Source organism: Deinococcus sp. (assembly GCF_018260555.1).
Lineage (GTDB): Bacteria > Deinococcota > Deinococci > Deinococcales > Deinococcaceae > Deinococcus.
In genome coordinates this window covers 21229-32277 of the sequence record NZ_JAGLBB010000038.1, presented here as the reverse complement: position 1 = coordinate 32277, position 11049 = coordinate 21229, and the positions used below count along the sequence as shown (strand labels likewise).

Genomic DNA, 11049 nt, shown 5'->3' with positions numbered 1-11049 from the left:
AAAGAGAAATGGAACGGATTTTAGCCGTCTGGGACGGCACTCGCCAGCATGTGGCTTAGAACTGAAAGATGTCAGTAAACGCAGTGTACTTAGTCAGGCGCAGTCGCCTGTCTGCGTGACAATCCGTCGAAGCGCCGGGTGGTCAATGCCACGCCTGGAACCCGTTGCTCCCCTGCTCGCTTTGCGGGGCTGCTGTCTGCCTCCGCTCGGATTCACACCTTTTGCAAACACCTTCACCGGAGTTCGTACGATACGGACTCCGGTTGGATTGTTAAGGCCCTCTCAGGGTGCCCGGTTACCAACACTGCCTACTGATACAGGCTGCCGCTCCTTGCCGCGAAGGGGCGTCTTCTGTTCCTGCTCGCGTCCGCTCGGATTGGCTCAGAACCGCACCGAATCAACCGGAATCCATATGAGCGGGCCAATAGAGCCGACCTGGACGGCCCCGACGCGCGCGCCCGTCCGGACCGCCAACCGGGCGCCCCGCTAGACTGACGGGTAGACTGAACCGGGTTCAGCTGAAAGCGGTACAGTGGACGTCATGACATTTCAGAGCGTAAGGCTCACCCAGGCGGGTGAGGTCGCCACCCTGACCATCATCAGCAAGAAGGGCACCATGGGACCCGCCTTCTGGCTGGAAGTCCCGCAGGTCCTGGCTTCCCTGCATGGCCGCGGCGCCCGCGCCCTGATCGTGCGCGGCGAGGACCTGTTCAGCGCCGGACTGGACGTGAAAGCCAGCGCCGCCACCATCACCCCCGCCCTCGGGAACCGCGAGGCGTTCCGGGCCGTGGTGGCCGACATGCACGCCGCCATCGAGGGGCTTGCCGCGCTGCCTATCCCGGTGATCGCGGCCGTGCACGGCTGGTGCATCGGGGCGGGACTGGAACTGGTCAGCGCCTGCGACATCCGCATCGCCAGCGAAGGCGCCCGCTTCAGCCTGCCCGAAGTGCGCCTCGGGATCACCGCCGACCTGGGCGGCCTGCAACGCCTGCCGCACCTGATCGGCCGGGGCCGCGCCGCGCACCTCGCCCTGACCGGCCAGCCTATCGACGCCCCGACCGCCGAACGCTGGGGGCTGATCACCGAACTGCTGCCCGACCCGGCCGCGCTGTTCGCCCGGGCCGACGAACTCGCCGCGTCCCTCGCCACGCTCCCGCCCCGCGCTCTGGAAGGCACCAAACGCACCCTGCAAGACGATCTGCCCCACGCGCAGAGCCTCGCCGGGGCCGTCACCTGGAACGCCCAGCACATGACGGCCGAAGGTCTCGCCAGGGCCCTCAAGTAACCGGGCCCTCAAGGAACACGGCCCTCAAGGAACACGGGCTCGGGTCTTCATTCCAGCCCACCACCCCCGATCCCTTTCCCCCACCCAAGGAGACCCCACATGACCCAGACCCCCATCCTCGGCACCCTGCAACCCGGCACCGCTGACAGCACCTTCCGCCCCGACCTGCTGGCCGGTAAGCACGCCCTGATCACGGGCGGCGGCAGCGGCATCAACCTCGGCGTTGCCCGGAGCTTCGCCGCGCACGGCTGCCGGGTCACCCTCCTGGGCCGCAACCTGGAAAAGGCCCAGACGGCCGCTCAGGGCATCATCGACGCGGGCGGGCAGGCCCTCGGCGTCAGCGCCGACGTGCGCGATATGGCCGCCATGCAGGCCGCCGCCGCGCAGGCCGCCGAAACCTTCGGCCCGTTCGACATCGTTATCGCCGGAGCGGCCGGGAACTTTCCCGCACCCGTGGACGGCATCAGCCCCAACGGGTTCAGGACCGTCGTCGAGATCGACCTGCTCGGCACGTACCACACCATCAAGGCCTGTGCGCCCCACCTGAGCACTCCCGGCGGGAACATCCTGAGCATCAGCGCCTACGGGATTCCCGTGCCCATGCAGGCGCACGTCGTGGCGGCCAAGGCGGGCGTGGACGCCCTGACCCGCACCCTCGCCGTCGAATGGGGCCTGCGCGGCATTCGCGTGAACGCCATCATTCCCGGCCCCATCGACGGCACTGAGGGCATGGCCCGCCTCGCCCCCGACGAGAAGACCCGCCACCAGGTCATGAGCACCGTGCCCCTGGGCCGCTTCGGCATCCCCCAGGACATCGCCAACGCCGCCCTGTTCCTCGTCAGTGACGCCGCCAGCTACGTCACGGGCGTCATCCTGCCCGTCGACGGCGGCCAGAACATGCTCGGCGGCGCCCCCCAGTACCAGATGTACCAGCAGATGGGCCTCGCCCTGCCAGGGAAGGACTGATCCGGACTCCGGGCTGAGCGGTGGTTGCAGCCCACTTCAACCCGGAATCCGTCTGAGCCACCTCACCTGAGCCTCCCGACCATGCCCGCGCCCGGTACGCTGCGGGCATGTCTGCTGCCCCGCTGCCCACTCACCAGCATCTTTCCGAAGTCCGGGGGGCGGCGCTGCTGGCCCTGCCGGACTGGTCGGGGGTGCGGGGCGTGAATCTGGACGGCCTGGGCCTGAGTGGGCTGCCGGGGCGGGAGGCCGCGCCGGGCATGACGGTTTTCAGCGTGTACGACAACGCGCTGACGGGCGTCCCGGACTGGGTGTGGACGCGCGGCGGGTTGCGGACGCTCAATCTGTCTGCCAATCTGTTCCGGAGACTGCCGGACGCGCTGGGCGACCTGCGCGAGTTACGGATGCTGGACCTGGGGCACAACGAGCTCGGGGCCCTACCGGACGCCTTTGGGGGGCTGGAGCGGCTGGCGTTCCTGTACCTGAGCCACAACCGGCTGACGGAGCTGCCGGAGTCCATGCGGCACCTGCGCACGCTGACGTACCTGAATGTCACGGATAACGCCCTGACGCGCCTGCCGGACTGGCTGGGCGACCTGAGCGCCCTGACGGAGCTGCGGCTGTACGGCAATCCGCTCGAAGCCCTGCCAGACAGCCTCGGGGCGCTGGGTGGGCTGCGGGAGCTGCACGTCATGAACGCCCGCCTGACTACGCTACCCGCCAGTCTGGGCGGGTGTGGGGCGCTGGAGGTGCTGGACCTCCAGGGGAACGCGCTGACGGAACTGCCGGGCTCGCTGGGGCAGTTGCCGCGCCTGACCACCCTGAACCTGCGGTTCAATGCGTTGACGCACGTTCCGGACACGCTAGGCGACCTGAGCGCCCTGCACACCCTCGACCTGCGCGCCAACCACCTGACCACCCTGCCCGGGGCGCTGGCGCACCTACCCGCCCTGCGGAAACTCGACCTGCGCTGGAACCGCATCGAACACCTGCCCGGCGCCTTCGACATCCTGATGGCGCGGGGCTGTCAGGTGTACCTGTAGCGGAACTGCCCGTACCGGTGAAAGGTTTGCTCAGCCTTGTACCGGGGGCCGTGTGACCTGGGGGTAGTGGTGAATGAAGGAAGATGAAAGGCCTGCCCGGTCAGGCACAGGGCAGGGTCGCTGGTGCGGCAACAGGGTGTACGTGCGCAGGGAGCTGCGGTTGGAGGCCCCATTCTCGCGGTCCAGGCTCGGTTTCTCATCGTTTTCATAGTAGATGTTCGGATTATGAGTCAAGACAAGGCGTCACCATAGGAGGCACCCCATGACCACCACCCGCACCCCCCTCAGCGACGACAACCTGATCCTCGACACCGACAGCTACAAGAGCAGCCACTTTCTCCAGTACCCGCAGGGCACCACCCGCCTCTTTTCCTACCTGGAATCACGCGGCGGCAAGTACCCGCAGACCCGCTTTTTCGGATTGCAGTACATCCTCGACCGCTCCCTGACCCGCCGCGTCACCGCCGACATGGTCGAGGAGGCCCGCACCCTGATCGAAGCGCACGGCGAGCCCTTCCCTTTTGAGGGCTGGATGCGGATCGTGAACGAGCACGGCGGCCGCCTGCCCCTGGAGATCCGCGCCGTCCCGGAAGGCACGCTGGTGCCCATCCACAACGTCCTGATGACCTGCACGAACACCGACCCGCACCTGCCGTGGCTGCCCGGCTGGTTCGAGACCATGCTGATGCGCGTGTGGTACCCCACCACCGTCGCCACGCAGAGCTACTTCATCCGCGAGATCATCCGCGCCGCGCTGGAAAAGACCAGTGACCGCGCCGCCCAGGAACTCCCCTTCAAACTCCACGACTTCGGTTCCAGGGGCGTGAGCAGCCGCGAGAGCGCGGGCATCGGGGGCCTCGCGCACCTGATCAACTTCCAGGGCAGCGACACCCTCGAGGCCCTGCGGGTCGGGCGTAACCACTACGACAGCGACCTCGCGGGCTTCAGTATTCCCGCCGCCGAGCACAGCACCATCACCAGCTGGGGCAAGGAACACGAGGCCGACGCCTACCGCAACATGATCGAGCGTTTCAGCCGCCCCGGCAGCGTGTACGCCGTCGTCAGCGACTCCTACGACCTCAAGAACGCCATCAACCACCTGTGGGGCGACCTGTTGAGGCAGCAGGTCATCGACGCGGGCGGCACCCTGGTCGTCCGGCCCGACAGCGGCGAACCGCCCGCCATGGTGCGCCTCGCCGTGAACGCCCTGGCCGCCCGCTACGGCACCACCACCAACAGCAAAGGCTACAAGGTCCTGAACCACGTGCGCGTCATCCAGGGCGACGGCATCGACGAACACACCATCCGCCAGATCCTCGGGAACCTCGACGTGGACGGCTACAGCGCCGAGAACGTGTCTTTCGGCATGGGCGGTGCACTCCTCCAGAAAGTCGACCGGGACACCCAGCGCTTCGCGTACAAGGCCAGCGCCGGCCTGATCGACGGCGCCTACCGGGGCATCTACAAAGACCCCGTCACCGACCCCGGCAAACGCAGCAAAGACGGCGTGCTCGACCTGGTGGAAGAAGGGGGCCGCATGGTCACGAAAGCCTACAAGACGTTTGAGACCAACTTCCCCGGCTCGCTGCTGCGCACCGTGTACCGCGACGGAGAACTGCTGGTGCGGGATACGCTGGAGACGATCAGGGGACGCGGGTGAGTCTGCGCAGAGCAGTGGCCCCGAAACATGATTCGGACCCGCTGACATGAACGCCCTCACCCCCCTCCTCCCGGCCCTTCAGTCCCTGGAACCGCTGGGGCTGCCCTCCGGGTCGCTTTCAGACTGGTTCGCTTCCGCCAGCGAGCGGCAGGCGGCGCGGCTGGCCGTGCATGTGCAGGCCGAGTTCGGCGCGCTGCATGGGGTTGAGGGGGCCGTGGATCACGCGTACCTGCGGTCCGGGGCGTTCCAGGCGAACGTGGTGCAGGCGGTGCGCGCGGCAGAGGTCGCGGAGTCCGAGGACAAACTGCGCTTCATTGCGCGGGCGCTGGCAGGCTGCGTGCTGGCTTTTCCGCCGCCCGCGCCGGACAAATTCCAGACCATGCGCGTGATCGAGGGTCTGTCCGACCGGGAGTTGCGGGTGTTCGTGGGTCTCTTTGACCTGCTCGACCCGATTGACCCGTTCGGGGACCGCCTGCCCGTGAACGGCACGGCGACAGTGGCGGGCCTGTCCCGGCAGGAGTTCGCCTCTGCGCTGCTGGGGCTGGCACAGCAGGGATTCCTGAGCCGGGCAGACGTGTGCCGGGACGGGTGGAGCGAGCCGGAAGCCGCGTGGACGCTCACGGCGCTGGCACGGCAGGTGGCCGTGCTGACGCGGATCGGAGGAGAGGCGCCTTGACCCTGTGAGCTGCGACCCTGTGACCTGTGACCCTGTGAGCTGTGACCCTGTTGCGCCGGAGGCCGGATCATACGTATTCCGGTTGATCGGTGCAATCCCGAATCAATCCGAGCGGACGCGAGGAGGAACAATACACGCACTTCGCGGTATGGAGCCGCGGGCGGTGCCTTCCCGACTGTGGCGCAGTGGAGCGAAGTCGGTATTAAGGTAGGGCATGACGACACCGCAGGGGTGGGAGGACCGTAACCGGCAGCAGTTCGACGCGCTGGCCGGCGGGTACGACCGGCTGGGGTTCCTGGCGCGGGTGGCGGCGTTCGTGGCGGACCGGGTGGGCGCGCGGCCGGGACAGGCGGCGCTGGACGTGATGACCGGGACGGGCGGCGTGGCCCTGGCCCTGGCCGGGCAGGTGCGGGCCGGGCAGATGGGGGCTGGGCCGGGCAGCGCGGGTGGGTCCGTGGTGGGCCTGGACCTGTCGGCGGGCATGGTGGAGGTCGCGCGGCGGCGTGCGCCATTCGCGCGGTTCGTGGTGGGGGACGCGGCGCACCTGCCGTTCCCGGATGGGTCGTTCGACGTGGTGGTGTGCGCGTCGGGGCTGTTCTTCATGCCGGACATGGGCGCGGCGCTGCGCGAGTGGCGGCGGGTGCTGCGGCCGGGCGGGTCGGTGGTGTTCTCGTCGTTCGGGCGGGGCCTGCTGGGCGAACTGCCGGGCTTGTGGCGGGCGCGACTGGAGTCGCACGGGGTCACGCCGGGGTTCCCGCCGCTGGGCCGCATTCCCACGCCGGAGGCCGCGCGGGACCTGCTGCTGGGCGCGGGATTGGGGAACGTGCAGGTGGACCGCACCGAGTTGCCGTATACCGTGGCGTGCGTGGGGGACCGCTGGGACGAGATCGCAGCGGGCCTGGAGGGGCAGCCGCTGGCGGGCTTCGCGCCGTCCGTGCGGGCGCAGATCGCGGCGCAGCACTGCGGACTGGACCTCGCGCCGCTGTTCCTGCGGGGGCCACTGACGGTGCCGTTGCCGGTGATCATGGCGCGCGGCGTGCGGCCCTGAACGGCACCGATCAGCGCGCAGCACCCAGTTACTTTTGGTGGGTCACTTCTGGAGGGTCACTTCTGGAGGGTCACTTCTGGAGGGTCACTTTCGGAGGATGAACGACGGTCCCCCCGGGCGTACTGTGGGGGCATGACCAGACCGGAAAAGGACGGGACGAGCACGCCGGGCAACGCGCCGTCGTGGGTGGATGAAGTGCTGGGCCGCGCGGGCACGAGCGGACCGGATGACGTGCGTACCCAGGACCTGCGCATTCCCCCGGTCACTCCGGCCCCCACAGCACCGCCGTCCGTGAGTAAACCGGCGGCGCAGCCGGGCCTGAGCGCGCCGCAGGGCACGCCACCCGCTTCCAACCCGGACGCGTTCGGAGAGTCGGCGTGGCCGCAGGTGCCGCAGCCGCTGGGCCGCGAGGACGTGGCGCAGAAGAAGCTGATCGCGGGGCTGCTGGGGATCTTCCTGGGCAGCCTGGGCGTGCACAAGTTCTACCTGGGGAACACCACGCCCGGCGCGATCATGCTGGGCGTGAACGTGGGCGTGTGGATCGTGGCGTTCATGCTGGGCGCCTTGACGCTGGGCTTGGGGCTGGTCATCACGTTGCCGCTGGCCTCACTGGTCAGCGGCGCCGTGGGCCTGCTGGGACTGGTCGAGGGCATCATCTACCTGACCAAAAGTGACGCGGATTTCGCTCGCGAGTACATCCAGGGCCAGAAAGCCTGGCTGTAACGGGCTGCCCCTGCGCCCAGGGGGGCGCTTCATGAACCGCTTCAGGGTGAGGGTGCGGGGTTCATGTCACCGCAGTGGAAGGAAGCTGCGGACCTGACACGGCTTCCGGTTGATTCGGCGCACTTCTGAATCAATCCGAGCAGACGCGAGTAGCAACAACGCACGCCCCTTTGCGGTACGGAGCCGCACGAACGGGGTTACAGTGCCTGCTCGATGTCCGCTTTCAGGTCGGCCAGGGCCTCGACGCCCACGCTCATGCGGATGGTCAGGGGCGTGACACCGGCGGCGTGGCGGGCGGCCTCGGGCACGCGGGCGTGCGTGGTCGTCCAGGGATGCACGACCAGGGTGCGCACGTCCCCCAGGTTCGGGGCGATGCGCAGCACCCGCACGCGCGACAGGAACGCGCTGGGGTCCGGCACCTCGAAGGTCAGGACCGCGCCCTGCCCGCCGCGCAGGTACGTCTGGGCCAGGTGGTGGTGCGGGTGGCTGCTCAGGCCGGGGTAACTGACCTTCCCGACGCGCGGGTGCGCTTCGAGCCACTGCGCCAGGGCCAGCGCGGTCTCACTCTCGCGCTGCAGGCGTAGCGCCAGCGTTTCCAGGCCCTGCGCGATCAGGAATGCGCTGTGCGGGGCCAGCGTCATGCCCAGCTGGTGCGCGCCGAACCAGCGTTGCCGCCACGCGAGGGCCGCGTCGCCGCGCACGCTCAGGACGCTCTGAGCGCCGCCGTCCGTGTAGATGGGATTGCGCGTCAGGTCGTGCCCGGTGCCGACCGTGACCGCGCCGCCCAGCACGCTGCCGTGCCCGCCCGCCCACTTGGTCAGGGACTGGCTGACGATGTCCGCGCCGTGCGCGAGTGGCCGCGCCAGGAAGCCAGCGCCGCCGCAGGTGTTGTCGATGGCCACAAGCGCTCCGCTCGCGTGCGCAATGTCCGCGAACGCGCGGATGTCCGCGATATCCCCGGCGGGGTTGCTGATCATCTCGGCCCACACGAGGCGGGTGTTCTCCCGCATGGCGGCCCGCACGGCGTCCGGGGTGTTCTCGACCAGCGTGGCCGTAATCCCCATCAGCGGCAGGATGTTACCCAGCATCCCGGTCGTCCCGCCGAACAGACTGGACGCCGACACCACGTGATCGCCCGCGCGACACACGCTGAGAATCGCAGTCAGGGTGGCCGCCTGCCCACTCGCCACGGCGACAGTGGCCGCGCCGCCCTCCAGGGTGGTCAGTCGCTCCTCGAGCGCCCGCACGGTCGGGTTCTGAAGGCGCGCGTAACTGAGGCCCGTGTTGTACTGAAATTCGCTCTGCGCTTCTTCCAGCGTGTCGAACTGGAACGCGGCGGCCGCGTGAATCGGCAGGCCGATGGTCTGCCCCAGCCCGCGCGGAATGCTGCTCTGCACGGCAGTCGTCTCGTAACTCCAGGGTTCGGCGGGGTGGGCGGCCGGGCGGGGCGTGTCGGTCATGCCTTCACGCTACGCCGCGCGCCGCGCTAGGGTGCCGGGCATGTCCGGTCCACCCGACCCCTTCACCATCCTCCCGGCCCGCCCGGCCGCCACGCTGTCCGTGGGCGTCAGCGTCCTCATTCAGGATGAGCACGGGCGCGTGCTGCTGCAACGCCGGGGCGACGACGGCCTGTGGGGCACGCCCGGCGGGCACCTGAACCCCGGCGAGAGCTTCTTGCAGGCCGCGCAGCGCGAACTGTTCGAGGAGACCGGCCTGATCTGCCCGGACCTGCACCTGCTCCCCCTCCCGGACGCCCTGATCGACGGCCCCGCCTACCGCGTCAGCACCCCACGCGGCGAGCGCTACCAGGTGGGCCTGCGCACGCGCGGCACTCTCAGCGCCGCCGCGCTGGACCTCGCCGCGCCTGACGAGAGCGGCGAAACACTGGCCCTCGCCTGGTTCCCGCTGACGGACCTGCCGCCCCTGAGCGGCGCGATCAATGTCGCGAGCCTGAACCTCCTGCGCCGAGAACATGGCCTGAGCGACCTGCCCTGAACGGGCGCGGAATCGCCCCCGGCGGGGGTCAGCATGGGTGCGACCGGCACGCTGGACATTCCCAGCCACAAGGCCGAACTGAGCGTGTACCTGCGCGACCTGAGCAACCTGGAAATCAGCGAGAAGGCCATGAGCGCCCCAAACGCCCTGGACAGGATCGGCGGCACCGTGAACGCCGCCCTGACCTTCAACGGTAAGGCTGTCGTGACCGCCTTCGGCCCGCTGGCCGACGGAAGTGACATGAACCTGCAGCCGGGCGATCAGGTGAAGTTCCGCTACGTGAAGAACGGCAAACTCGTCGAGACGGATTACCGCACGGCCGAGAAGGACCTCAAGGAAATCGCCCGCCAGCGCCCCTGAACGCGGGCAGACGGAGGGGCAGGCCCCGGGGCAGGTGCTCCGGCCTGCCCCCTGTTCTGTCCTGGCCCGTGTTCTGTCCTGTCCCCTGCTCCGGCCTGCCCTGTTCGCGGCGGTGCAGGCGTGGGCGGTGCGCTCACGTGGTGCATGCGCATGGAAGACATGGACTGGGGCCTGATGGCCGAAATGCTGCCCGCCGAGGCGGCCGACGGGCTGGGCGTGCCGGAATTCCCGGCGCGGGGCTGGGCGTGACCCTGATGCAACTGCGGGCCGTGTGGGGCAACCGTCCCCTGATGGCCGCGTCGGCGGGCGCGCTGATCCAGGACGAGCGTGGGCCGGGTGCTGCTGCAACGGCGCGGCGATGACGGCCTGTGGAGCGAACCCGGCGGCGCACTCGAACCCGGCGAGGACTTCCTGAGCGGCGCCCGGCGCGAACTGTTCGAGGAGACCGGCCTGATCTGCCCGGACCTGAGCCTGCTGCCGCTGCCCGAGGGCTTGCAGGACGGCCCGGAGTTGTTCCACCGCTACCCGAACGGCCATGAGATCTACATCATCGGAATGCGCGCGCACGGCACGCTCCCCGCCGCCGCACTGGTCGGGGCCGCACCCGACAGCAGCGGCGAGACGCTGGAACTGCGGTGGTTTCCGCTTGGCGCCCTGCCGGACCTGAGTAACAACGCCAACCGCGCCAGCATGAACGTCCTGCGCGCCCGCGCGGGCCTGCCGCCCCTGCCGCTGGCCCCCACGCCGCCCGCGCCACCAGTCGGGAATTTCCTGATGGACTTGCGGCGCGTGATCGGCCCGCACCCCTGGTTCGCGCCCGGCTCGAACGTCCTCGTCACCGACGATAGCGGCCGCCTCCTGCTGCTGCGGCACGGGCACACCCGCCTGTGGACGCTCCCCGGCGGCAGCCTGGAACCCGGCGAGACCTTCGCGGGGACGGCCGCCCGCGAACTGTTCGAGGAGACCGGCCTGTGCGCCGCCCACCTGGACCCGCTGCACATGTTCGCCGGACCCGAGTACCGCTTCACGTACCCCAACGGACACGTCATCGACAACGTCTCTGTCCTGTACCGCTCCCACGGCGTCACCGGCACCCTCACCCCCCAGGACGGCGAGGTGCTGGAGGTCGGCTGGTTCAGCCGAGATGACCTGCCGGGCGATGAGGAACTCAGCGGCGAGCTGATCCGCGCAAACCTCCGCTGGTGGCGCGCGCACGGGGACACCCCAGACCAGTGATCAGAGGAGGCCAGAGCGCATGGCCCTGGCCTCCTTCTACCTTCCCTCTGAAGGGGGTGG

General features: G+C 69.3%; 11 protein-coding genes. 10 read left to right on the top strand and 1 reads right to left on the bottom strand.

Annotated features, from left to right (window positions below; translation table 11 throughout):
• Nucleotides 1–541: 541 nt before the first annotated feature.
• The 7 genes from QZ271_RS08905 (at nt 542) to QZ271_RS08875 (ending at nt 7398) form a co-directional block, all read left to right on the top strand.
• Complete coding sequence (locus QZ271_RS08905; RefSeq protein WP_291430639.1) at nt 542–1285, top strand: enoyl-CoA hydratase-related protein; 744 nt, start codon at nt 542–544, stop codon at nt 1283–1285.
• Between the two features lie 99 nt (nt 1286–1384).
• The gene (locus tag QZ271_RS08900; protein WP_291430638.1) at nt 1385–2251 is read left to right on the top strand and encodes an SDR family oxidoreductase; all 867 of its coding nucleotides are present in this window, start codon (nt 1385–1387) and stop codon (nt 2249–2251) included.
• Nucleotides 2252–2358: 107 nt separating this feature from the next.
• Nucleotides 2359–3291 (top strand): leucine-rich repeat domain-containing protein, encoded by a 933-nt coding sequence (locus tag QZ271_RS08895; RefSeq protein WP_291430636.1) that lies wholly within the window; start codon nt 2359–2361, stop codon nt 3289–3291.
• 262 nt (nt 3292–3553) lie between these two features.
• Entirely contained in the window at nt 3554–4951 is a 1398-nt protein-coding gene (locus QZ271_RS08890) for a nicotinate phosphoribosyltransferase (RefSeq protein WP_291430634.1), read from the top strand.
• A 46-nt stretch (nt 4952–4997) separates the two neighbouring features.
• A complete protein-coding gene (locus QZ271_RS08885; protein ID WP_291430631.1) occupies nt 4998–5627 on the top strand; it encodes a hypothetical protein in 630 nt (209 codons plus the stop codon).
• 214 nt (nt 5628–5841) lie between these two features.
• Complete coding sequence (locus QZ271_RS08880) at nt 5842–6675, top strand: methyltransferase domain-containing protein (protein WP_291430629.1); 834 nt, start codon at nt 5842–5844, stop codon at nt 6673–6675.
• Nucleotides 6676–6807: 132 nt separating this feature from the next.
• A complete protein-coding gene (locus QZ271_RS08875; protein WP_291430627.1) occupies nt 6808–7398 on the top strand; it encodes a TM2 domain-containing protein in 591 nt (196 codons plus the stop codon).
• A 197-nt stretch (nt 7399–7595) separates the two neighbouring features.
• On the opposite strand, the gene QZ271_RS08870 is transcribed toward QZ271_RS08875, so the two are convergent.
• Nucleotides 7596–8858: an aminotransferase class V-fold PLP-dependent enzyme gene (locus QZ271_RS08870; RefSeq protein ID WP_291430626.1), complete on the bottom strand. Its 1263-nt coding sequence runs from the start codon at nt 8856–8858 to the stop codon at nt 7596–7598.
• A 40-nt stretch (nt 8859–8898) separates the two neighbouring features.
• On the opposite strand from QZ271_RS08870, the gene QZ271_RS08865 reads away from it, so the two are divergent.
• The 3 genes from QZ271_RS08865 to QZ271_RS08855 all read left to right on the top strand — a co-directional run bounded on the left by QZ271_RS08865 (nt 8899) and on the right by QZ271_RS08855 (nt 10989).
• Nucleotides 8899–9393: an NUDIX domain-containing protein gene (locus QZ271_RS08865; protein WP_291430624.1), complete on the top strand. Its 495-nt coding sequence runs from the start codon at nt 8899–8901 to the stop codon at nt 9391–9393.
• A 33-nt stretch (nt 9394–9426) separates the two neighbouring features.
• The gene (locus QZ271_RS08860; protein WP_291430623.1) at nt 9427–9753 is read left to right on the top strand and encodes a hypothetical protein; all 327 of its coding nucleotides are present in this window, start codon (nt 9427–9429) and stop codon (nt 9751–9753) included.
• A 327-nt stretch (nt 9754–10080) separates the two neighbouring features.
• Nucleotides 10081–10989, top strand: coding sequence for an NUDIX domain-containing protein (locus tag QZ271_RS08855; RefSeq protein ID WP_291430621.1), 909 nt, complete (start codon nt 10081–10083; stop codon nt 10987–10989).
• Nucleotides 10990–11049 lie beyond the last annotated feature (60 nt).

Bases quoted from the DNA above. Each gene is read 5' to 3' on its own strand.
- QZ271_RS08890 (WP_291430634.1), top strand. From the start codon at position 3,554: ATGACCACCACCCGCACCCCCCTCAGCGACGACAACCTGATCCTCGAC.
- QZ271_RS08860 (WP_291430623.1), top strand. From the start codon at position 9,427: ATGGGTGCGACCGGCACGCTGGACATTCCCAGCCACAAGGCCGAACTG.
- QZ271_RS08885 (WP_291430631.1), top strand. From the start codon at position 4,998: ATGAACGCCCTCACCCCCCTCCTCCCGGCCCTTCAGTCCCTGGAACCG.
- QZ271_RS08895 (WP_291430636.1), top strand. From the start codon at position 2,359: ATGTCTGCTGCCCCGCTGCCCACTCACCAGCATCTTTCCGAAGTCCGG.
- QZ271_RS08900 (WP_291430638.1), top strand. From the start codon at position 1,385: ATGACCCAGACCCCCATCCTCGGCACCCTGCAACCCGGCACCGCTGAC.
- QZ271_RS08870 (WP_291430626.1), bottom strand. From the start codon at position 8,858: ATGACCGACACGCCCCGCCCGGCCGCCCACCCCGCCGAACCCTGGAGT.
- QZ271_RS08905 (WP_291430639.1), top strand. From the start codon at position 542: ATGACATTTCAGAGCGTAAGGCTCACCCAGGCGGGTGAGGTCGCCACC.
- QZ271_RS08875 (WP_291430627.1), top strand. From the start codon at position 6,808: ATGACCAGACCGGAAAAGGACGGGACGAGCACGCCGGGCAACGCGCCG.
- QZ271_RS08865 (WP_291430624.1), top strand. From the start codon at position 8,899: ATGTCCGGTCCACCCGACCCCTTCACCATCCTCCCGGCCCGCCCGGCC.
- QZ271_RS08880 (WP_291430629.1), top strand. From the start codon at position 5,842: ATGACGACACCGCAGGGGTGGGAGGACCGTAACCGGCAGCAGTTCGAC.